Raw genomic sequence first — 23,177 nt, forward strand, 5'->3', positions numbered from 1 at the left:
GGGGCCTATCTCAAAAGCAGCACATTCACCTGTGGGAGCGAGCTTGCTCGCGATAGCATCCTGTCAGTCAACAATGCACTAACTGGAAGACCGCCATCGCGAGCAAGCCCGCTCCCACAGGGGATTTGTGGTGTCAGCCCAAAATCGGCTTCGGCACCGCAGGGTCCGCCTCCTCGGGAATTTTGACGAACACGCTGTAGCGGGCCCCCTCCATCGCTTCGAAGGCGATGAGTTTTTCCACCAATGGACCGCTCAGGACCTTGCCGGCGTTCAGCAGCAGCATGCCGTTGTCGGCGTTGAGGTTGCGCGCCAGGACCATGCCGGCCACCAGCTCGCGGGTGTTCATGACCTGCACCGTCGGGTCGGACAAGGTCACGTCGTCCAGGTATTCGCCACAGGCCTTGATGAAGTCCTCGATCATATCCGGGTCGTACAGCTTGCCGGCGTATTTGCGGATGTAGACCAGTGCCTCGTCGCTGTTCATCTGCCGTTCGAGGATCAAGCCGCGTTGCAGCTCGATGAAGTCCACCGCCAGTTTCAACAGCCGCGAACCGAACGGAATGGCCTCACCCTTGAGGTGTTCGGGGAAACCGCTACCGTCCCAGCGCTCCTGGTGATGGCGGATGATCCGCGCCGCGTCCTTCATCGGGTCCAGGGTCATCAGCAGTGACTCACTCTGCTTCGGATAGGCGCGGTACAGCTCGAGTTCAGTGTGGTGCAGCATGTCAGCGGGCGTGACCATCATGTTGTCGGTCCAGCTCAGCTTGCCAATGTTGTACAGCGCCGCGGCCATGGTCAGGTCGCGGTCGGTGGATTCATCCAAAAAATGCAGCCGGCTGTAGACCCTGATCAACTCGATGATCTGCCGGTTGGTCTGCTTGGCCTTGGGCAGGCGCAGGTTGGCGATCAAGGAAAACACTTCGGTGCTGGTCACATAACTGCGCTTGAGCTCGTCATAGGCCAGGTCGAGCATGTCGGCGGTCTGCTGCAACTCGGAGGTGCGCGAAGCCACGCGCTTTTCCAGGGTGGCGTTGAGGGTCTTGAGTTGCTGGTTCTGTTCGCGGTTCAGCGCTTCGAGACGCTGGCGCTCGCTTTCGGAATGCTGGTGGGCCAAGGCCTGCCGGAGGGCCTGGACCAGTTCCTCATCGTTCCAGGGCTTGCTGAGGTAGCGATAGAGCTGCCCCTCGTTGATGGCCTTGGTCATCATTTCCACATCGGCATAACCGGTGAGCAGGATGCGCAAGGTCGACGGATAGAGCTTGCGAATCTGCGCCAGCAACGTGGCGCCATCCATATTCGGCATGCGCGCATCGGTCATCACCAGGTCGACCGGCCGCTCCTTGAGGATTTCCAGGGCCTTGGCACCGCTGTCGGCCAGCAGGATTTCATACGGCTGGCTGCGCAGCAGCCGACGAAGGCTATTGAGAATCGATTCTTCGTCATCGACCAGCAGCACCGTGGGTTTATTGACCGGAACGTCCGGCGATTGATCTTCCATTTCTGCCCCCTCCTCTTAACCACAACCGTTCTACCGCACCCCTGAAGCACAGGCTAGTAGATAGCGTAAATTTAGACACAATTTGCCACTACTGGCCGAGCGCATCCCAATGAGACGTCTATGCTGTACCCCATGAAGGGCCATGTACAGGCCAGAAGACTCATGCCACAGAAAGGGATATCAGATGTTCCCACGGTTCTATAGTCAGCATCTTCACGGTGCACGGCCATGAGCCTGCCGATGGAGAAAGGCAATCGGCGGATCCTGATCGTCGACGACACCCCGACAATCCATGAGGATTTCCGAAAGATCCTCAGCCCCCAGGTGACCAGCGAAGACAGCCTGAGCAGCGCCGAAGAAGCCCTGTTCGGCGCGCCGGTGGCGGTTTCCGCCCAGAGTTTCGTGCTCGACTCGGCTTTCCAGGGCATGGAAGCCCTGAACAAGGTGGAGTCGGCGCTGGCCCAGGGGCAACCCTACGCCATGGCCTTCATCGACATGCGCATGCCGCCGGGCTGGGATGGCCTGGAAACCATCGAGCGGCTGTGGCGTGCCGATCCCAAGCTGCAAGTGGCCCTGTGCACCGCCTACTCGGACTATTCCTGGGAAGACATCTCCGAGCGCCTGGACCTGGGCGACCGCCTGCTGATCCTGAAAAAACCCTTCGACGCCATCGAGATCCGCCAGATGGCCAGCGCCTTGACCGTCAAATGGCAAATGACCGAAGACGCGGCGCTGAAAATGGACATGCTCGAACGGGCGGTGGAAGAACGCACCCGGGAACTGGCCGACGCCAACATCATCGTGCAGAACAGCCCGACCATTCTCTATCGCCTGCGGGGCGAGCCGCCGTTCCCATTGATGTACATCTCCCACAACATCACCAAGTTCGGCCATGTCGCATCGCAACTGATCAGCTCGCCGGACTGGGCGCAAATCCTGATCCACCCTGACGACCAGGGCAAAGTCCAGGAAGCCATGGTGCGCGTCCTGGACCGTGATACGGCGGGGGCTTCCATCGAGTTCCGCATGCGCACCGGCGATGACAACTTCCGCTGGGTGGAAAACCGTTACATACCGGTGCGCAACGAGCAGGGCCTGTTGTTGGAAGTGGAAGGCATCATTCTCGATATCACCGAGCGCAAGCTGGCCGAAGAAAAAATCGCCCTGCTGGCCCGCACCGACGGTCTGACCGGGCTGGCCAACCGCGCCACCATGGTCGAGCGCTTGCACCAGGCCTTCGCCGCCGCTCGCCGGGGGGCGGCGCGGTTTGCGATGTTTTACCTGGACCTGGACCACTTCAAACGCATCAACGATACCCTGGGCCACCCCATCGGCGACCTGTTGTTGCAGGAAGTCGCCATGCGCATCAAGGGCTGTACCCGGGAAAACGACGTGGTGGCACGCCTGGGTGGCGACGAGTTCGCCATCCTGCAGCTGGATGTCCATGAAGCGACCCATTGCGCTGCGCTGGCGGCCAAGATCCGCGACACCCTGGTGGCGCCCTACTCCCTGGATGGTAACGACGTACGGATCTCCGTGAGCATCGGCATCGCCCTGTACACCCCCCAGAGCCTGAGTGCCGATAGCCTGATGGCGCAGTCCGACATGGCCCTGTACCGCTCCAAGGAAAAGGGCCGCAACCAGTACCATTTCCACAATGAAGAAATCAATCAGGAGGTCACGGACCGCGTCGCCCTGGCCAACGACCTGCGCCAGGCCCTCGAAAATAACGAGCTGCAACTGCACTATCTGCCGGAAGTCGACCTGGGCACCGGAAAAATCCTCGGCATGGGTGTGCAGGTACGCTGGAACCACCCGCAGCGAGGTTGGTTGGAACCGGCGGCGTTCATGCCGGCGGCCGAGAAAACCGGGATCATCGTCGGTCTCGGTCATTGGGTACTGGACCAGGCCTGCCAACAGATGCGCCAGTGGCGCGACCAGGGCATGGCGCCTCCGGTGATCGCCATCGACCTGTCCCTGACCCAACTCAAGACCGGCCCGGAACTGATCTACGACGTGCTGCGCACCACCGCGCGCTGGGAACTGGCGCCGTGGGACCTGCGTTTCGACGTCACCGAAGCGACCCTGGCCCAGACCAAATGGACCCACAACGACGTGCTTCCACGCCTCTGCGAACTGGGCGTGCAGATCGCCATCGATGATTTCGGCACCGAGTATTCCTCGTTCGATTACCTCAAGACCTACCGGGTCAACCACCTCAAGCTCGCCCAGCGGTTTCTTGACAGCGCCAACGACGATCCCGAGAACGCCGTGACGTTGCGGGCGATCATCAATTTTGCCAAGGATGTGGGTATCGGCATCATCGCCGAAGGCGTCGAGACCCAGGAGCAACGCTCCACGTTGATGTCCAGCGGCGGGGCGATGCAGGCCCAGGGGCATTACTTCAGCACTGTGGTCGACAGCGGCCAGGCCGCCGAACTGCTCAAGGCCGGCACCATCGTCCCGGTAACGGACCACTGGACTCGGCCTGCGAGCCAGCTATCGGAGAGCAACCCATGAATCCCATGTCGGTACCCGCCAACCGGCGGATCCTGGTGGTGGACGATACGCCGGCGATTCACCAGGACTTTCGCAAGATCCTCAGCTCCCCTGTCAACAGCGATGATTCACTGGACGATACCGAGAGCCTGCTGTTCGGCACGCCCCAGATCAACCGGCTGCAATTTCAAATCGACTCGGCCTACCAGGGCGAAGAAGCGCTGGAACTGGTCAAGCGTGCCCAGGCCGAAGGCCAGCCTTATGCACTGGTATTCGCCGACATGCGCATGCCCCCGGGCTGGGACGGCCTGCAAACCATCGAGCAACTGTGGAAAGCCGACCCGCGCCTGCAGATCGCCCTGTGTACGGCGTTCTCGGATTACTCCTGGGAAACCATGTCCGAGCGGATCGAGTTCGATGACCAGTTGCTGATCCTCAAGAAACCGTTCGACACCCTGGAAATACGCCAGATGGCCAGCGCCATGACCTGGAAATGGCAATTGGCCCAGGACGCGGCGAGAAAAATGCGCAGCCTGGAACGCACGATTGAAGAACGCGTCCAGGAACTGCTCAAGGTGTCCCACCTGCTGCAATACGACGTGCTCACCGAACTGCCCAACAGCATGTTGCTGGGTGATCGCCTGACCCAGGCCATGGCCCAGTGCCGCCGGCATGACCGGCAACTGGCGGTGATGTTCATCGGCCTGGACCGCTTCAAGCGGGTCAATAACGCGCTGGGGCATCCGGTGGGCGACGAAATGCTCAAGCGGGTGGCCCGGGCACTGTCAACCGTGGTGCGTGAGTCCGATTCGGTGTTTCGCTACGGTTCCGATGAATTCGTGGTGATCGTGGGGGACATCGTCGACGCGCAGCAAACCAAAGGCGTGGCCGAAAAACTCCTGGCGGCCATCAGCATGCCCCAGCCCATTGACGGCCATGACCTGAGCGTCACCGCAAGCTTGGGGATCAGCGTGTACCCGACCGACGGTTTCGATGCGGTGGCGCTGATCAAGAAAGCCGAGACAGCAATGCGTAACGTCAAGGAAAACGGCCCCAACGACTACCGTTTTTTCACCGAAGACATGAACCGCCGGGCCCGGCACCAGCAGACCATCGAATCCGGCTTGCGCCTGGCGCTGCAACGCAAGGAGTTCGTGTTGCACTACCAACCCAAGCTTGACCTGACCAGCGGCAAAGTGGTCGGCGTCGAAGCGCTGGTGCGCTGGAACCGACCCAACCACGGCCTGGTTTTCCCCTCGGATTTCATCCCGGTGGCCGAGGACAGCGGGCTGATCGTGCCGCTGAGCCAATGGGTGCTCCAGGAAGCCTGCCAGCAGGCCTGCCGTTGGCAAGCGCAGGGCATGCGAGCGCTCTACCTATCGGTCAACATCTCGGCCATCGATTTTCGCCAGCGCGGCTTCGTCGAAGGCATCGCACGCACGCTCAAGGAAACCGGCTTCGACCCGACACAGTTAGAACTGGAGATCACCGAAAGCGTGCTGATGCAGAACATCGACACCACCGTCGCCACCCTCAAGGCCATCAAGCACCTGGGGATACGGCTGGCCATCGACGATTTCGGCACCGGCTACTCAAGCCTGAGCTACCTGCAAAAGTTTCCGGTGGACGTGCTGAAGATCGACCAATCCTTCGTTGGCGACCTGAGCATCGACAGCAACGACGCCAAACTGGTGAGCACCATCATCAGCCTGGGCAAGAGCCTGAACCTGCACATCATTGCCGAAGGCGTAGAAACCCGTGAGCAACTGGAGTTCCTGAAGATTCACCAGTGCGAGGAAGCCCAAGGGTATTACTTCAGCAAGGCAGTGGAACCGCAAGCCTTCCTTGAATGGGTGACTGAATGGGAAACACGCCAGAACCCGTTCTCATGAACATCCGAGTTTCATAAACCAAAGGTTTCAAGGAAAACATCCCATGGCATCACATGGACTGATTCTGGCTTTCGGCCTGTTCTTGGGATCAAGCGTGGCCGCCCATGCTGCGCCGCTGGACGAACCTCTCAAACCGCTGCCGCCTGTTCCATCATTGGACCCCAAGCGCGTCCAGTTGGGCCTGCGGCTGTTCAATGACCCGCGCCTGTCGGTCAACAACACCCTGTCCTGCGCCAGCTGTCATCGCCTGGACAGGGGCGGAGCCGACGACAAGCCGTTTTCCCTGGGTTTTGACGGTAAACCGGTGGAGGTCAATACGCCTACCGTGTTCAACGCCGCCCTGAATTTTCATCAATTCTGGGATGGCCGCGTCGACACCCTGGAAGACCAGGTGCACGCCGTGGTCACCAGCCCCACGGAAATGGGCAATACCTGGGAAACGGTGGTCAAGCGCATCGCCGAGGACCCGGGTTATGCCAAGGATTTCAAGGATGCGTACCCCGACGGCGTAACCAAACTCAACATCCAGGCGTCCCTGGCCGATTACGAACGCACCCTGCTGACCCCCAACTCGCGCTTCGACCAATACCTGTTGGGCAATACCGACATCCTGACGCCCCGGGAAAAATTCGGTTACCAGCGCTTCAAGGAATACGGCTGCATCACTTGCCACCAGGGTGTGAACATCGGCGGCAATATGTTCCAGAAATTCGGCGTCATGGGCGATTACTTCAAGGACCGGGGCAACCCCTCCCGGGCCGATGAGGGGCGCTTCAACGTCACCGGCGATGAAGCCGATCGCCAGGTGTTCAAAGTGCCCAGCCTGCGCAACGTGGCCGTCACCGCCCCGTATTTCCATGATGCCTCCGCGTCGACCCTGGAGCACGCGGTGGAGGTCATGTTCAAGTACCAACTCGGGCGTGAACCGATGAAGAACGATACGGAGTTGATCGTCGAATTCCTCAAGACCCTGACCGGAGAGCGGGAGGGCAAGCCCCTATGACACTCCTTCGTCGCGCCGGCCTGGCATTCATCGGCCTGTTGCTGGCTTCCGTCCTGCTGTTCATGTACATCAATTCGGGTGCCCAGCAGGCGGCCTCTTACATCGAATCCCGGGACCTTATCCGCCTGCTCAAGCAACAGGATGCTATCTGGGACAACGAAGTGCTCAAGGCGCGGATTGCCCTGAGCCACAATTACGATCCCCTCGTCTCGCCGCTGCACGAGATGGCGCGCCTCTGGCAACGCCTGGACGCCATAGAGTCGGAGCCGGGTCGCCACGCGTCTTCGGCCTGGGAGACCCAGCGCGACGAATACCTCAAGGCGGTCAAGGAAAAAACCCGTCTGGTGGAACAGTTCAAGTCTCACAACGCGATATTGCGCAACTCCCTGCACTTCCTGCCCACCGCCGAGGACGACATCCAGGGCCAGTTCGCCCGGCTGCCCGACACCTACAGACTGGAGTTGCAGAACGTTGCCATCGACACCTACGACCTGTTGCTCAGCAGCATGGAGTTCGCCCAGCTCAGCACCAGCGACATAGCCGCCGAGGTCCTGCTGGGTTTGAACCAGCTGGATGTCAACAAGGAGCGCCTGCCTGAAGGGCTGCGCAACTCCGTTGAAATCCTGCGCAGGCACATCGGGGTGATCCTGCGCGAACAGCCACAGGTCAATGCCTTGTTACTGGGCATCGAAGCGGTCCCCCTGGCCGATAGCCTGGACACCATCACCAACCTGCTCGAAAAAGACCAGGAAAAAGCCGCCGCCAAGTACCAGCGCAACCACGTTTACCTGCTGGTGTTCGCCACGTTCCTGGTGCTGATCCTGATCTGGCTGGCGATCCGGCTGATACGCAGCTTCGCCGAGATCAAGCGGGTCAACAACGCCCTGCAAACCGCCAACGACGAACTGGAACAACGGGTCGAGGAACGCACCCGCCAGCTCAAGGACACCCAGAGCGAACTGATGGACACCGCCCGCCAGGCCGGCATGGCGGAAATCGCCACCAACGTGCTGCACAACGTGGGTAATGTGCTCAACAGTGTGAACATCTCCGCCGACCTGGTCAGCCGCAAACTGCGCACCAGCAAGTCCCTGGGGCTGGGCAAGGCAATGCAGTTGATCAACGAGCATCCCCATGACCTGGGGCACTTCCTCACCGAAGACGAGAAAGGCAAGCTGCTGCCCGGTTACCTCAACCAGTTGGTGGAGGCCATCGCGCTCGAGCAGCAAAGCCTTACCGACGAACTGGCTCAACTGAGCAAGAGCGTCGACCACATCAAGGACATCGTCTCCACCCAGCAATCCTATGCCGGCGCCAGCAGCCTGCTCGAGCCGCTGGTGGTCAGCGAATTGCTCGAAGACGCTTTGCGCATGAACTCCGGCGCCCTGACCCGCCATCATGTTACGGTGATCAAGGAATACGGTGACGTGCCGCGGATCATGGGCGACAAGCACCGCTTGCTGTTGATCCTGATCAACCTGATCAGCAACGCCAAATACGCCATGGCGGGGATTTCCAACCATGCACGGAACATGACCCTGAAGGCCGCTGTCATTGATGGCGAGACCCTGCAAATCAGCGTCAAGGACGAAGGCGAAGGCATCCCGGAGGAAAACATGACACGCATCTTCGCCCACGGTTTTACGACCCGTAAGGAAGGCCACGGTTTTGGCTTGCACAGCTGCGCATTGGCGGCCATTGAAATGAACGGCCAGCTCACTGCCCACAGTGAGGGGCCAGGGAAGGGGGCGACGTTCCAATTGCAAGTGCCCCTGAAACTCGCAGAAGGTGAACCATGAATAGCATGAGTAACCGCCGCATCCTGCTGATCGACGATACGCCCGCCATTCATGAAGATTTCCGCAAGATCCTCACGCCGGAGGATGAGGGCAACGCCGACCTGCAAGACATGGAAAGCGCACTGTTCGGCGATGCGCCGAAACCTGTCACCACAGTGTTCGAGCTCGACTCGGCCTACGGCGGCCAGGAAGGCTTGAACAAATTGCTGGAAGCGGCCGCCAAAGAGCGGCCCTATGCCCTGGCCTTTGTCGACATGCGCATGCCCGAAGGCTGGGATGGCGCCAAGACCATCGAAGAGCTCTGGAAGCGCGACCCGCTGTTGCAGGTGGTGGTCTGCACCGCGTATTCGGATTATTCCTGGGATGAACTGCTGGACCGCCTGAACGGCCATGATCGGTTGCTGATCCTGAAAAAGCCCTTCGACAACATCGAAGTCCAGCAGATGGCCAACACCTTGACCACAAAATGGGAAATGACCTCCCGCGCGCAGTTGAAAATGAACAAGCTCGAAGACCTGGTGGAACAACGGACCCTGGCGTTCAAACAGGCCAGCGAGCTGCTGCAAATGGAAATCGACGAACGCAAGATGCTGGAAAGCCAGTTGGTGCAGTCGGAAAAACTCGCCTCGCTGGGTCAGCTGGCGGCCGGGGTAGCCCACGAAATCAACAATCCGATCGGCTTCATTTCTTCCAACCTGGGAGCCTTGGACGGTTACTTCAGCAAACTCCAGGAAATGCTCACGGCCTATGGCAGCGCCGAGGAGGCCATTGCGTCGCCGGAACTGGTCGTGCAATTGAGACGGCTGCGCGAACAGGTGGAGCTGGATTTCCTCGTCGAAGACATTCCCTTGCTGATCAAGGAATCCAAGGATGGCATTGGCCGGGTCGGGCAGATCGTCAAGGACCTGAAGGACTTCTCGCGCGTGGACTCCAACCAGGAATGGCAGATGGCCAATCTGCAGCAAGGCATCGATTCGACGTTGAACATCGTTGCCAACGAAATCAAATACAAGGCCGACGTGGTCAAGCAATACACGCCGCTGCCGGAAGTGGAATGCCTGCCGTCGCAGATCAACCAGGTGATCATGAACCTGATCGTCAACGCCGCCCAGGCCATCGGCCCGGAGCGCGGCACCATCACCCTGCGCAACGGTGTGGAGGGTGACACCGTGTGGATCGAAGTGGCCGACAATGGCTCGGGCATCCCGCCGGAAACCCTGCAAAAAATCTTCGACCCCTTCTTCACCACCAAACCCGTTGGCCAGGGCACGGGGCTTGGGCTGTCGTTGTCCTACGGCATCGTGAAAAAACACCATGGCGAGATAACGGTTAGCAGCGAAGTCGGCGTCGGCACCACGTTCCGCGTTGAGTTGCCGATGCGCCAAATGAAACAGGCCAGCTGAAAGGCACAAACCTGTGGCGAGGGGATTTATCCCCTCGCCACAGGTTGCCCGCCGTTTCGCCAGCAGCGCAGAATGCCACGACCCACACATCACCGTGGCGAGGGAGCCTGCTCCCCTATCCAACGCTCAAACCCAAGGAACCCGTATGAGCCTGTCTCTGTTGAGCCGTTACGCCTTCTTTGCTGGCTGTGTGATCTTCACCCTCGCCAGCCTGCCGTTTCTGCAACACGACTGGCTCTGGCCAATCACACTGGTGACCGGGCTGTTGAGTCTGCTGGGGCTGTTCGACCTGCTGCAAAGCCGTCACGCCGTGCGGCGCAACTACCCGATCCTGGGCAATATCCGCTACCTGGTCGAAGGCATCCGTCCGGAGATCCGCCAGTACCTGCTCGAATCCGACAGCGACGCCCTGCCCTTTTCCCGCGCCCAACGCTCGCTGGTGTATTCCCGGGCCAAGAACGAAAGCGCCGACAAACCGTTCGGGACCTTGATCGACGTCTACCAGACCGGCTTCGAATTCATCGGCCATTCCATGCGCCCAGCCCCTTTGAGCGACCCCAGCGGTTTCCGCGTGACGGTTGGCGGCCCGCAATGCACCCAGCCGTATTCAGCGTCGGTGTTCAACATTTCGGCGATGAGCTTCGGCTCCCTGAGCGCCAACGCGATCCGGGCGCTGAACCAGGGCGCGAAGCTGGGCAATTTCGCCCACGACACCGGTGAAGGCAGCATCAGCCCCTACCATCGCGAACATGGCGGCGACCTGACCTGGGAACTGGGCAGCGGCTATTTCGGCTGTCGCACCAGCGACGGGCGCTTCGACCCGGAACGCTTCGCCGCCCAGGCGCAGAATCCTCAGGTGCGAATGATTGAAATCAAGATGAGCCAAGGCGCCAAACCCGGCCATGGCGGAATTCTGCCCAAGCACAAAGTCACCCGGGAAATCGCCGAAACCCGCGGCATCCTCATGGGCGAGGATTGCGTTTCACCGTCACGCCACAGCGCCTTCTCCACGCCGATCGAACTGATGCAGTTCGTCCAGCAATTGCGTGAACTGTCCGGCGGCAAACCGGTGGGCTTCAAATTCTGCCTGGGCCACCCGTGGGAATTCATGGGCATCGCCAAGGCCATGCTGGAAACCGGGATCCTGCCCGACTTCATCGTGGTGGACGGCAAGGAAGGCGGCACGGGCGCGGCACCGGTGGAGTTCACCGACCACATCGGCGTGCCGCTGCGCGAAGGCCTGCTGTTCGTACACAACACCTTGGTGGGCCTGAACCTGCGAGACAAAATCAAGCTCGGCGCCAGCGGCAAGATCGTCAGCGCCTTCGACATCGCCAGCGTTCTGGCCATCGGTGCCGACTGGGCCAACGCCGCGCGCGGCTTCATGTTCGCCATCGGCTGCATCCAGTCCCAAAGCTGCCACACCAACAAATGCCCCACCGGCGTCGCCACCCAGGACACCCTGCGCCAGCGCGCCCTGGTCGTCCCGGACAAGGCCCAGCGGGTCTACAACTTTCACCGCAACACCCTCAAGGCCCTGGCCGAAATGCTCGCCGCCGCCGGCCTCGAGCATCCGTCGCAATTGCAGCCCAAGCATTTGGTGCGGCGTATGTCAGCCACTGAGATCAAGCTGTTTTCACAGTTGCATGTGTTTTTGCAGCCGGGGGAGTTACTGACCGGAGAAGTCAATGGGGCGTTTTATTCGCGGATGTGGCAGATGGCGCGGGCGGACAGTTTTGAGCCGCGGGAGGTGGTGGCTGCGTAATAGTCACTTGAGCACCAGCCTCATCTGAGGCTGGTGGCGTTTTTAGGGTGAATAGAGAAGCAGCCATTTCCCCATCAACAAGGATTAGAGTCTGTTCCCAATCTTGTGCTGAAAACGGCTTGGAATCAGTTTTGAAGGCGACCCACCAAACCCTGCGCCCGTGACACTTTAGTGTCTCCAGGTTATTCAGATAGTCCCCCTTAAAACCTTCGTAAATTACTCGAGGCCGGCAAACAGGGCCGGCTCCTTGCCAAAGTTACGGGAGAAGCTGATCAACAGGACCCGGCTGTCCATCAGTGCGATATCCCGGGCGATGGATGCGGTCTGGTCGGCGCTGCCGTCGTTGATGAACACAATCTCGACGACATGGTCTTTCAATGCCGGATGCTGACGGACACCTTCGTAAAACAGGTTGATGGCCTGTTCTTCATTGAATACCGGAACGATCAACGAAACGTTCATTGGCGATGCCCGCGAAACACCACAAACCGGGACAACAGGAAACCGATCACCAGGCTCAACAGCGAGAAAGCCGCCACGGTCAGCAGGCCGTGGACATGCCAGCGATCCCCCAGAAAACCGACGATGAAACTGAGGGCGCCCATGACGCCTATGAAAAGAACATAGCCCAACGCTGAGACTTTGGCTTCGAAGGTGTAGAGCGCGTTGACATAAAAGGAGAACGAGGCAGCCACGCAAAAAGCAGCGAAATTACTCGTGGCCTGGCTAAGGCCGACAGCCACCCGCAGCACGAAAAATATCTGCCAATGGATCAGCGTATTGGCCAGTCCAACCAGTGCGTAGCTGAGAAAACCTTTCCATATCGCTTTCATACACGCTCCCGAACGGGTCGGCGTTTCAGGCGGTACTTAATCTAGGGTTCTGTCGGTACCCGGTCTACTGTAAGAACTAACAGGTGCCCCCCCTTGCGGGCTCATCGGCCGCCCCAACAAAAAGCCCCGATCATTCGACCGGGGCTCTGTTTTACATCGCGGTTAACTTACGACGCTGAACGCACCGCTCCCTGCACGTGACCGGTCGGTTGCAGCTTGAAGGTATAAAACAACACCGTCAGCAGCACCAGGAACGCCGGGCCTACGTACAAGGCCACGCGAGTGTCCGGGAAGTAAGCCATCAGGCCCACCACCAGCACCAGGAACGCCAGCGCCAGGTACGAGCTGACCGGGTACAGCCACATGCGGTATTTCAGGGCCGCACGTTCCGAAGCGCTCAGGCTTTTGCGGAATTTGAGCTGGGCCAGCAGGATCATCACCCAGGTCCAGATCGCGCCGAAGGTGGCGATGGAGGTGACCCAGACGAAGACTTTTTCCGGCACCAGATAGTTGAGCAGCACGCCCAGCAGCAGCGCGGCGATGGACAGCAGCAACGCGCGGCGCGGCACGCCGTTGGCCGAGGTGGTGGCGAAACCGGCCGGGGCCTGGCCGTTCTGCGCCAGGCTGTAGAGCATCCGCCCGGTGCTGAAGATCCCGCCGTTGCAGGACGACAGCGCCGCGGTAATCACCACGAAGTTGATGATACCGGCGGCGGTCTTGATGCCCAGGCGTTCGAAGGTCATCACGAATGGACTGCCCTGGGTGCCGATCTCATTCCATGGGTAGATCGACAGGATCACGAACAACGCGCCGACGTAGAACAGCAGGATCCGCCAGAACACCGAGCCGATGGCGTTGGGGATGGTTTTCTGCGGGTTCTTCGCCTCACCGGCAGTCAGGCCGATCATCTCCACGCCCAGGTAAGCGAACATCACCATTTGCAGGGACATCAACACACCCTGCACGCCGTTGGGCATGAAGCCGCCGTGGGACCAGAGGTTGGAAATGCCCAGGGCCACGCCGTCATTGCCGAAGCCGAAGGCGATGATGCCGACGCCACCGATGACCATGGCGATGATGGTGACGATCTTGATCAGGGCGAACCAGAATTCGAATTCACCGAAGGCCTTGACCGCGATCAGGTTGATCGAGCCCATGCTGACCAGTGCGGCCAAGGCCCAGATCCAGCGGGGCACGTCGGGAAACCAGATGCCCATGTACACCGCCACCGCAGTGATCTCCGCCACGCAGGTCACCAGCCACAGGAACCAGTAGTTCCAACCGGTCAGGAAGCCGGCCAGCGGACCGAGGTAATCCTGGGCATAACGACTGAACGAACCGGCCACCGGGTTGTGCACGGCCATCTCACCGAGGGCGCGCATGATCACCAGGATTGCCAGGCCACCAATGATGTAGGACAGCATGATCGCCGGACCGGCCATTTCGATGGCCTTGGCCGAGCCGAGGAACAGCCCGACACCGATACAGGCGCCGAGCGCCATCAGGCGGATATGCCGCTCACCGAGTTCACGTTTGAGCGGACCACCCTGGGCGGTCTCGCCATGGGGCAGATGATTGCCTACAGGCATAGGGATAACCTCGTCTTGTTATTGGATTAGCCACCGAGTCTCCAAAGCCGCAGGTGGGTAAACCTGCCGCCTTGCCGAAACCGGTCTGCTTCGTGGACAGACCGCCCTGTAGAACAACGCCCTCAGGATCAGCGGGTCGTGCAGTATAAAAAGCCAGGGATAGAGAGTTTCACTGTAAAACCTGGTAAATCCAGGGAAAGCTTCAGCCAGGATCGGTTTTTTGAGAGGTGTTGTCTGGGAACCAGGTCATTCAGAAAACGCCGCCAAGTATTGCACAGTGATGGTGCAGCGTCATGCTTCAGCATGGACCGATGGCTCTAGTGCAAGGCTTTCAGAGATCACTCCCCTGCCGCTCGCTCCCACAGCTTTGATCGTTTCCATGCTCTGCGTTCAAACAAATATCCGTGTATGGGCTTGTCCATAATTTCCCCTCCCCCCACGCCAACCACCGTCTAAGCTTCAAGCAAGTCCGATCAATCTGCGTGAATGGATCAGTCGACTATGGGCGCTTTGTGGCAAACCGATTCGAATACACCTGTGGTCCCGACTGAACGTATGGAAGAAGCGCCTTTACCCCCAAAAAAACGCCGCGCACGACATGGCTGGCGAGCGTTTTGGTTGTTGCTGTTGATTATCGTCGTGGTGGTCGGCCTGGCTGTGGCCAAGGAAATGCGCACGTCGCGATTTCAGGCCCGGGAGATCAGCAAGTACGCCGCGTCCTTGAGTTATTCAGTGCAGCCGGGGGCCAGCGATGCCATCGTCTATCCGGGTACGGGGCCGTTCGACCGGCGGTTGGGCTACAGCTCGCTGGGGGAGTTCCTGCCGCGCCTGCTCAAGCGCGATTACGTGATCCAGGCCCAGGCGCGTTTTTCGCCGGCCTTGATGGATTACGTCGGAAGAGGTCTGTTCGTGCCCTATGCGGAGAAAATCCAGGCCGGGCTGACCATCACTGACTGCCGCGCAGCGCCGGTGTACCAGTTCAAGTACCCGCAGCAGCTGTATGCGAGTTTCGAAACGATCCCGCCGGTGGTGGTGCAAAGCCTGTTGTTTATCGAAAACCGCTTTCTGCTCGACCCCAAGCAACCGTTGGCCAACCCGGCGGTGGACTGGCCGCGTTTCGGCATGGCGGCGTGGTCGCAAGTGGCCAAGTTGTTGAGTTTGCCCGGTCAGTCCGCCGGCGGCAGCACACTGGCGACGCAGCTGGAAAAATACCGCCACTCCCCCGAAGGCCTCACCGTGTCGGGCGCGGAGAAAATCCGCCAGATGATTTCCGCCAGCGTGCGCGCCTATCAGGCCGGCCCGCAAACCCTCGAAGCGCGGCAGCGGGTCGTGCGTGACTACCTCAACAGCGTGCCGCTCTCCGCCGTGCCCGGGCATGGTGAGGTCCATGGCATGGCTGAGGGCCTGCGGGTCTGGTACGGCGCCGATTTCAACCGCGCCAATGAACGCTTGTTCAGCACCGCGACGGATCCCCAGAGCCTGGCGGAAAAAGGCCTGGCCCTGCGGGAAATGCTGTCGCTGATGATCGCCCAGCGCCGGCCCTCCCATTACCTGTCCAAGGGCCGCGAAGAACTGGCGCGCCTGACCGACAGCCACGTCCGGCTATTGGCGCAGAACGGCGTGATCGACGCCGCGCTGGCCGAGGCGGCCCTGGCGAGCAAGGTCAGTTATCGCGACTGGGTCCAGGACCCGACGGTGCAGCCCAACGAAACCAACAAAGGCATCAGCGCCGCCCGCAGTCGCCTCGCCACGCTGCTCAACCGCCCGCTGTACGACCTCGATCGCCTGGACCTCTCGGCCACCAGCACCTTGCAAAGCGACTTGCAGGCCCAGGCCACCGAGTACCTCAAGCGCTTGGCCGACCCGGCGTTCGCCGCCGAGATCGGCCTGATGGGCGAGCGTCTGTTGACCCCCACCAGCACCACCCAGGTGCGCTACAGCTTCACCCTGCTGGAGCTGACCCCGGATGGTTCGCGGGTTCGGGTGCAAACCGATAGCACCGACCAACCTTTCGATATCAACGAAGGCAGCAAACTGGAACTGGGCTCCACCGCCAAATTGCGGGTACTCACCACTTACCTGCAGATCATCGCCGAACTGCATGAACGCTATGCCCAGGAGACCCCGGCGGCGTTGAAAAAAATCGAGATCGCCGAGCCAGACCACCTCTCGCGCTGGGCTGTCGACTACCTGATTCAGAACAGCGACCGCAGCCTGCCGAAAATGCTTGAGGCCGCGCTGGATCGTACTTATTCCGCCAGCCCCGGCGAGGCGTTTTTCACCGGTGGCGGGCTGCACACCTTCCATAACTTCCGCAACGAGGACAACGGCCGGATTCCCACCCTGCGCGACGCCCTGCGCGAATCGATCAACCTGCCGTTCATCCGCCTGATGCGCGACCTGGTGCGCTACGCCACTTACGCCGGGCCCAGCAACAGCTCCGAACTGCTCAAGGACGACCAGGACCCCCGCCGCCAGGAATACCTGGCCCAGTTCGCTGACCGCGAAGGCACGTCGTTTCTGCTCAAGTTCTGGAAGAAGTACCAGAAGAAAGACACCGGCCAACGCCTTGAAACCTTTCTCGACGGCATGCGCCCCACCGCGATCCGCCTGGCCGCCGTGCACCGCTACTTCTTTCCCGGCGACAGCCAGGAGAGCTTCAACCTCTTCGTGCGCTCGCACCTCAAGTCGGTCAAGAGCACCGAAAAGATCACCGACGAACGCCTGGAACGGCTCTACCAAAGCTACGGCCCCGGTGCCTATGACCTGCCGGACCAGGGTTTTATCGCCAAGGTCCACCCGCTGGACCTGTGGTTGATGGGCTACCTGCTGAACAACCCCGACGCCAAGTTCAGCCAGATCGTCAAGGCCAGTGAGTTCGAGCGTCAGGAAGTCTACAGCTGGCTGTTCAAGAGCCGGCACAAGAGCGCTCGCGACAGTCGCATCCGCACCATGCTGGAAATCGAAGCCTTCCTGGACATCCACCAGCGCTGGCAAAAAGTCGGCTACCCGTTCGACCATCTGGTGCCGTCGCTGGCCACCGCCATCGGCAGCTCCGGCGACCGCCCTGCTGCACTGGCGGAACTGGTCGGCACCATCCTCAACGACGGCATCCGCCAACCCGCCCTGCGCGTTGACAGCCTGGACTTTGCCGTCGATACGCCCTACGAGACACGGCTGGTGAGCAACCCGGATAACGGCAAGCGAGTGATGCCGGTGGAAGTGGCCCAGGCCCTGCGCGGCGCGCTGTCCCAGGTGGTGGATGCCGGCACCGCGAAACGCGTTGCCGGCAGTTTCAAACTGGCCGACGGGACGCCGCTGGCCATGGGTGGCAAGACCGGCACCGGCGACAACCGTATCGAAGCCGTCGGTTCCGGTGGGCGGGTGATCAGCTCAAAATCGATCAACCGCACCGCCACCTTCGTGTTCTACATCGGCGACAGCCACTTCGGCACCCTCACCGCCTTTGTCCCGGGGGCTTCGGCGCAGAACTTCAAGTTCACCTCGGCCCTGCCGGTGCAAGTGCTCAAGGGCATGGCGCCGTTTCTATCGCCTTATCTGCAACCGGGGAGTCATACCCAGTGCAAGCCGTTGGTGGCACGGCAATGAGTCACGGTGTGGCGCAGTGAGTTACAGGGTTACCCGAGGGACCGCATCGAAGATCACGGTGAAATTCCCGGTGTACAAACCATTATGTCCGTCGGGATTAATCGGGTACCACGACAAGATGTGCAACTCTGCCGTCATACCTGGCGTGGACGTTGCGTCATCCACCACTTCCTGCGGCAAACTGGTCAGGAAAACGTTGTTGAACACGACTTGAAGGGGAATCGCAGTATGATGGGCAGAGTTGTACAGCGATCGTCGCCCTTCAACGTAGGCATGGACCGAACCGTCGGTGTTCTTCACATCAAAGATCTGACGCACCGAGGATAATGTGTTATTCACAGGGTTGTAGTGCATAACCTCGTTCTTACCGAACTCCGGATCCCGCGGCTGCACATGAAATTGTTTGTTCGGAATGTTCGCGGTGATATGGATGGCGGCGCGTGCATCATCAGCGGCCAATACTAATGAAGGACTCAGGGCTGCAACAGCCCAGGCCGTAACGAACACTATTTTTTTAAACATATTTGTTCTTCTAAGTAATAGACAAAAAATACCCGTGGCACTACGAGCTACAGGGCTCGATCATTCCCACGCTCCCGCGTGGGAATGCCGCCAGGGACGCTCCGCGTTCCGCTTCCGGAAGGTGACGCAAAGCGTCATGGGATGCCTTCCCACGCAGAGAGAGGGAACGATCTATGAATCATGGCGGGGCAATGCGAGTTAAAGCGCTGACGACCGAGGAACTGCGTCGTAGATCACGGTGAATTGGCCGGTGTACAAGCCCGGGTAGCGATCGACCGACATTGCATTCGGACGGATGAGCATCTCGGCCTGGGTACCTGGCGTGGATGAAGCATCGTCCACAACTTCTTGAGGCGTGCCATCCAGATATACGCCGTTGAACGTAACACTCAGGGGAATGCGATCCAGGCCATTGTCCAAATAGACCCTGCCCTCTTGGATGTAGGCATGGACCGAGCCGTCGGTATTCTTCACATCAAAGGTCTGGCGTACGGAACTCAGGGAGTTATTCACCGGGTCGTAATGCATCACCTCATCCCTGCCAAAGTCCGGGTTGCGTGGCTGCACATGGAATTGCTTGTTCGGAATGTTCGCGGTGATATGGATGGCTGCGCGAGCATCATCAGCCGCCAATGCCCATGTAGGACTCAGGACTGCAACGCCCAAGGCCACAGCGGATATCATTTTTTTTAACATTTTTGACACCTCTTTTTAGTAATAAAACGAAAGACAGATTCCGTGGCGAGGGGATTTAGCGAAACGTCGCACCGCAGCAGCCCCCAAAAACCCAGGCAGCGCGGTGCAACAGATAAACCGCATCGCCTGTGTTACGACTGCTTCGAAGCCGAGCGGGGATAAATCCCCTGGCCACAGGAGACTCGTTGCCCTGACGCCTTCGGGGAACCTGGCTCACGGCGCAACCGCATCGAACACCATGTGCACCGTGCCGTAGTAATCACCGGTCTTATAGCCGTCATCGGGCTTGATCGCGGCGATTTCCAGCGGCACCTGGCGGCCGGGTCTGGCGTCGAGGGCCGACACCACCTGGGTCGAGTCCAGGGTCAGTTCGACGTCGTTGAACTTCACCTTCAAATCGATACGCTCACGGCCATTGGATAAATAGGCCTCTTGCCCCAAGCGCGCACCGATGGCGCCGTTGGTGTTCTTCACCTCGTAGGTGGCCCGTAGCGCGCTGAGCTCGCTGGTGATGGTGCTGAAAGGCAAGCGTTGCTCACGCTGGACCAGCTGCGGATCGAGGGGCAGCACATAAAAATCGTTCGTCGGGATGGTCACGTGGAGTTCGAACGTTTCCCGCTCGACCGCGCCCCAGGCCGGGACCCAGGGCAACATCAGGGCGGTCAACGCAAGGGGGCATAGCAGTGTCTTGGACATATTGATTACCTGTGGCGTCTGCGACGGTTGGGCGACGGCAACCGTCAACCCTTGATCTCGACGGCTTTGCTCTTGCCGCCCTCGATCAGCGTGAAGCGATATTCACGCCCCGCCTCCTTGTCGAAGGAAAACGTGCGACCGGCCATGACATGGTGCTTGGTGGTCGGCCGGCAGTCGTTTTCTTGCTTCGCTACGCAATCCTTGAACTCATCGATCACCACGACGCTATTACCGTTGTTGCGCATCAGGTAACGATTGGCGCTGTCATCGATCACCGTCTCGAAACGGGTGTCCTTGGGCCGCACGAAAAACACCGTGCCGTAGCCCGCCAGGACCTTGACCCCCGCCGCCACGCGTTCCTTCTTGTACGCTTCGCGCTCCTCGGCACTGACGGCAAATTCATCCTCGGCTTCGGGCACCACCGGCACGAAACGCACCCGGAAGTAACGCTCTTTGTCGCGGTTGCCCATGAACAGCAACCGGGTGCCCTGCATACCGTTGGCCGGCACGATCAGCCGGGCCGGGCTGGCCATCAGGCCATCCTTGGCCGTGGCGCTGGCCTGGTCCTGCAGGGGCACTTCCTGATAGCTGCCATCCTCGTTGTAGATAATCTCGAGGATGTTGACCTTGACGAATGCCGTGGAGGTTCCCCCGTTGAACACCCGCTTCATGTAGGTACTTTTGTCACCATCGAGGTAGTCGTAGACCACCCCGACACCAATCTGCGGCCCGGCCTGGGCCACGCCGCAAAACAGATACAACCCAACCCATGCCAATAAATGTTTCATCACTTTTTCAACCTCATGCATTAAACACAACTCACCAAATATGGCTGCCGGCTGGCCCACTTAAACTTCCGAATCCCAGATCACCGTGACATTGCCGCTGTAGGATTTGCCGCCACTGTCCAGCATTTCCTCGACGCCACTGCGAGCCACCTCAAAGTGCAGGGTGCCCGCCTGACGATTGATGTAAAAACCCGGCTGAAACAGCTCGGTACCACTGCCGTCACGCAGTAGCGGGCGACGGTTGACCGGTTGCCCGGCGGCATCGGTCAAGCCATCGGGCAAGCTGACGCTGATATCCACCGGTACGGCATGGCCGGAGCCAGCTTGCGACACAGCGCAGGTATTGCCGTTGGGGTACTGGCACTCAAGCTGCATCTTGAAACGCGAGGACGTGGAAAGATGGAAGCGCTGGTCCCGAAGCAACCGCGTCGGCTTGCGCCCGCTGTTCAACCACGCTTGCCAGCCCTCCTGAGGCACCAGTTCCACCCGGTTCCCGCCCGGAGGCACTTCCACCTTGAGGGCATGATCGACCAGAAGGTTGAAATTGAGCGTGAGCGCCGAATCATCCGGAACCATGACATCGCCCAGGTCTACATCCTGGCCCGGCCCGATGCTGTAGGTCAGCATCCCTGTGTAACGGCCGGCCGACATCTTCAGCGGGTTGGGGGTGCGCAGCTCGTAGGCAAAATCCATGTTGTAGTAACTCATCCTGGGGATCGGGTAATGGGCTGTTTTGGCACACACTCCTTCCGAAGGCGTCTTCCAGAAAAAGTCGTAGGTCACATCGGAGTAAAAGCCCAGGCCACTGTATCGACAGGGCGAGGGAGCCTCGTCCCAGGCAGCCCCGCCCCATAACATTCGATGAGCGACAGCGGCGTTAGGCTCGCCACCGACCAGGTTGCCCACGCCGTCAGGGAGTCGTTGTTGCGCACCGACACCCGACCAGCGCACTTCAACGATTTCGGTTTCGCCCGTTTCGGAGTGGGTGACCTGGATCGGGCGCCAATTGGCCGGCACCTTGAACATCGCACCTTGTCGGGGATCGCCATGATTGGCCTGGATAGGCTGGGTCGAATTAACGGCTATGGGCAACATGATGCTGAACATCCCCGAGGCCCTGCATTGCTCCGGATATCGCTGGCAATAACCAGTGGCCGGCGTGGTATTGAGAAATATATTCTCCCGGGGGTTCGAGGGGTTCGGCCTGAATACCGCGCTGATATCCCGAGTCAGGGCCTGGGCCACGGGCATGCAGGCAAACAACGTTGTTGAAACCACACAGATACCAACTGTCGGTGTTCCTTTCATGGGTACAACCTCGTATTCAAATCCGTTGAATAGATCGTTTTAGACTTCCGAGTCCCAGATCACCGTGACATTGCCGCTGTACGCCTTGGCGCCACTGTCGAGCATGTCTTCGACGTGGTTGCGGGCAACTTCAAAGTGCAGGGTTCCGGATCGGCGATCGACATAAAAACCCGGCTGGAACAGTTCGGTACCACTGCCGTCGCGCAGTAACCGGCGACGGTTGACCGGTTGCCCGGCGGCGTCGGTCAAGCCATCGGGCAGGCTGACGCCGACATCCACCGGCACGGCATGACCGGTGGCGGTTTCGGAAATCGCGCAGGTATTGCCGCTGACGTATTGGCATTCGAGCGCCATCTTGAAACGCGAGGACGCCGAGATATGGAAGCGTTGGTCGCGGAACAGCCGGGTCGGTTTGCGCCCGCTGTTGAGCCAGGATTGCCAGCCTTCCTGGGGCTCCAGGTCGACCCGGTTGCCGCCGGGGGGTACTTCGATCTTGAGGGTGTGTTCGACGTCAAGTTTGAAGTTGAGTGTAAGCGTCGAATCGTTCGGGATCATGACATCGCCCATGTCCACGTCCTGCCCCGGCCCGATGCTATAGGTCAGCGACCCAGTGTATTGCCCGGACGACATCTTCAAGGGGTTAGGAGTGCGTAGTTCGTAAGCGAAGTCCAGATAGTTGTAGTCCATACCTCCGAGAGGGATCTCGTAATTGGCCTTCTTCGCACATACGCCCTCCGTTGGCGTCTTCCAGAAAAAGGCATAACTTCTGATGCCATAGATTCCAACCCCGCTGTATCGACATGGCGAGGGCGCATATACCCAATCAAGGCCGGTCCATAATATCTGGTGGGCTCTTAAACTACTTACGCCACCACCAACCAACTGGACCACATCCCTATCGGGAAACCATTGTCTCGCCCCAAGGCCGGACCAGCGCACTTCAACGACTTCTATTTCACCCGTACCCGTATGGGTAACTTGTATCGGGCGCCAATTGGCAGGCACCTTGAACATGGCACCTTGCCGTGGATCCTCATGACCGGCCTGGATAGCGCTGATCGAATTGGCAGAGAGAGGCAATCGAATGCTGAACATTCCCGTCGCCCTGCAATCCGACGGCCTATCTGCGCAATAACCACTGACAGGCGTGGTATTGCGAAAGGTATTCTCGTTGGGCTTGGAAGGATCCGGCCTGAAGACTGCACTGATGTCCTGGCTCAAGGCATAGGCCGTCGGCATGCCCGCAAACAACAAGGCAAATACCGTGGCTACTCGAT

The 23,177-nt window shown here is 59.7% G+C and carries 16 protein-coding genes and 1 pseudogene; 7 read left to right on the forward strand and 10 right to left on the reverse strand.

Annotated features, from left to right (window positions below; genetic code table 11):
* Positions 1-133: 133 nt before the first annotated feature.
* On the reverse strand, positions 134-1,498 hold the full coding sequence (locus J9870_RS23505) for an HD domain-containing phosphohydrolase (protein ID WP_210640561.1): 1,365 nt from the start codon (positions 1,496-1,498) through the stop codon (positions 134-136).
* A gap of 228 nt (positions 1,499-1,726) precedes the next feature.
* On the opposite strand from J9870_RS23505, the gene J9870_RS23510 reads away from it, so the two are divergent.
* The 6 genes from J9870_RS23510 to J9870_RS23535 all read left to right on the forward strand — a co-directional run bounded on the left by J9870_RS23510 (position 1,727) and on the right by J9870_RS23535 (position 11,859).
* On the forward strand, positions 1,727-4,018 hold the full coding sequence (locus J9870_RS23510) for an EAL domain-containing protein (protein WP_210640563.1): 2,292 nt from the start codon (positions 1,727-1,729) through the stop codon (positions 4,016-4,018).
* Positions 4,015-5,889, forward strand: a complete 1,875-nt coding sequence (locus J9870_RS23515; protein ID WP_210640566.1) for an EAL domain-containing protein — start codon at positions 4,015-4,017, stop codon at positions 5,887-5,889. Before J9870_RS23510 ends, J9870_RS23515 begins: the two co-directional genes overlap by 4 nt.
* Before the next feature lie 43 nt (positions 5,890-5,932).
* Positions 5,933-6,892 carry a cytochrome c peroxidase gene (locus J9870_RS23520; protein ID WP_210640568.1) on the forward strand — a complete coding sequence of 320 codons (960 nt, stop codon included), beginning with the start codon at positions 5,933-5,935 and terminating at the stop codon, positions 6,890-6,892.
* Complete coding sequence (locus J9870_RS23525) at positions 6,889-8,691, forward strand: DAHL domain-containing protein (RefSeq protein ID WP_210640570.1); 1,803 nt, start codon at positions 6,889-6,891, stop codon at positions 8,689-8,691. The genes J9870_RS23520 and J9870_RS23525 overlap by 4 nt, the downstream gene beginning before the upstream one ends.
* Entirely contained in the window at positions 8,688-10,094 is a 1,407-nt protein-coding gene (locus tag J9870_RS23530; protein WP_210640572.1) for an ATP-binding protein, read from the forward strand. The genes J9870_RS23525 and J9870_RS23530 overlap by 4 nt, the downstream gene beginning before the upstream one ends.
* A gap of 145 nt (positions 10,095-10,239) precedes the next feature.
* Positions 10,240-11,859, forward strand: coding sequence for an FMN-binding glutamate synthase family protein (locus tag J9870_RS23535; protein WP_210640574.1), 1,620 nt, complete (start codon positions 10,240-10,242; stop codon positions 11,857-11,859).
* A gap of 219 nt (positions 11,860-12,078) precedes the next feature.
* Here the strand turns inward: J9870_RS23535 and J9870_RS23540 are convergent.
* From J9870_RS23540 to J9870_RS23550, 3 genes and pseudogenes are all read right to left on the reverse strand, one after another.
* Positions 12,079-12,321, reverse strand: a pseudogene (locus J9870_RS23540) (glycosyltransferase); the annotation flags it as partial.
* Positions 12,318-12,692 (reverse strand): GtrA family protein, encoded by a 375-nt coding sequence (locus tag J9870_RS23545; protein ID WP_210640578.1) that lies wholly within the window; start codon positions 12,690-12,692, stop codon positions 12,318-12,320. The pseudogene J9870_RS23540 and the gene J9870_RS23545, both read right to left, overlap by 4 nt.
* 167 nt (positions 12,693-12,859) lie before the next feature.
* Positions 12,860-14,281: an amino acid permease gene (locus J9870_RS23550; RefSeq protein WP_210640580.1), complete on the reverse strand. Its 1,422-nt coding sequence runs from the start codon at positions 14,279-14,281 to the stop codon at positions 12,860-12,862.
* A 501-nt stretch (positions 14,282-14,782) separates the two neighbouring features.
* Between J9870_RS23550 and J9870_RS23555 the strand changes: the two genes are divergently transcribed.
* A complete protein-coding gene (locus J9870_RS23555; RefSeq protein ID WP_210640582.1) occupies positions 14,783-17,890 on the forward strand; it encodes a transglycosylase domain-containing protein in 3,108 nt (1,035 codons plus the stop codon).
* 21 nt (positions 17,891-17,911) lie between these two features.
* On the opposite strand, the gene J9870_RS23560 is transcribed toward J9870_RS23555, so the two are convergent.
* From J9870_RS23560 to J9870_RS23585, 6 genes are all read right to left on the reverse strand, one after another.
* Complete coding sequence (locus J9870_RS23560; protein ID WP_210640584.1) at positions 17,912-18,412, reverse strand: CS1 type fimbrial major subunit; 501 nt, start codon at positions 18,410-18,412, stop codon at positions 17,912-17,914.
* A gap of 198 nt (positions 18,413-18,610) precedes the next feature.
* On the reverse strand, positions 18,611-19,108 hold the full coding sequence (locus tag J9870_RS23565) for a CS1 type fimbrial major subunit (RefSeq protein WP_210640586.1): 498 nt from the start codon (positions 19,106-19,108) through the stop codon (positions 18,611-18,613).
* A gap of 213 nt (positions 19,109-19,321) precedes the next feature.
* Positions 19,322-19,804 carry a CS1 type fimbrial major subunit gene (locus J9870_RS23570; RefSeq protein ID WP_210640588.1) on the reverse strand — a complete coding sequence of 161 codons (483 nt, stop codon included), beginning with the start codon at positions 19,802-19,804 and terminating at the stop codon, positions 19,322-19,324.
* A gap of 44 nt (positions 19,805-19,848) precedes the next feature.
* Positions 19,849-20,592, reverse strand: a complete 744-nt coding sequence (locus J9870_RS23575; protein ID WP_167659351.1) for a molecular chaperone — start codon at positions 20,590-20,592, stop codon at positions 19,849-19,851.
* A gap of 60 nt (positions 20,593-20,652) precedes the next feature.
* Positions 20,653-21,900 carry a hypothetical protein gene (locus tag J9870_RS23580; protein ID WP_246883048.1) on the reverse strand — a complete coding sequence of 416 codons (1,248 nt, stop codon included), beginning with the start codon at positions 21,898-21,900 and terminating at the stop codon, positions 20,653-20,655.
* A gap of 39 nt (positions 21,901-21,939) precedes the next feature.
* On the reverse strand, positions 21,940-23,139 hold the full coding sequence (locus J9870_RS23585) for a hypothetical protein (RefSeq protein WP_134926688.1): 1,200 nt from the start codon (positions 23,137-23,139) through the stop codon (positions 21,940-21,942).
* Positions 23,140-23,177: the final 38 nt, after the last annotated feature.

It is taken from the genome of Pseudomonas sp. Tri1, from assembly GCF_017968885.1.
Lineage (GTDB): Bacteria > Pseudomonadota > Gammaproteobacteria > Pseudomonadales > Pseudomonadaceae > Aquipseudomonas.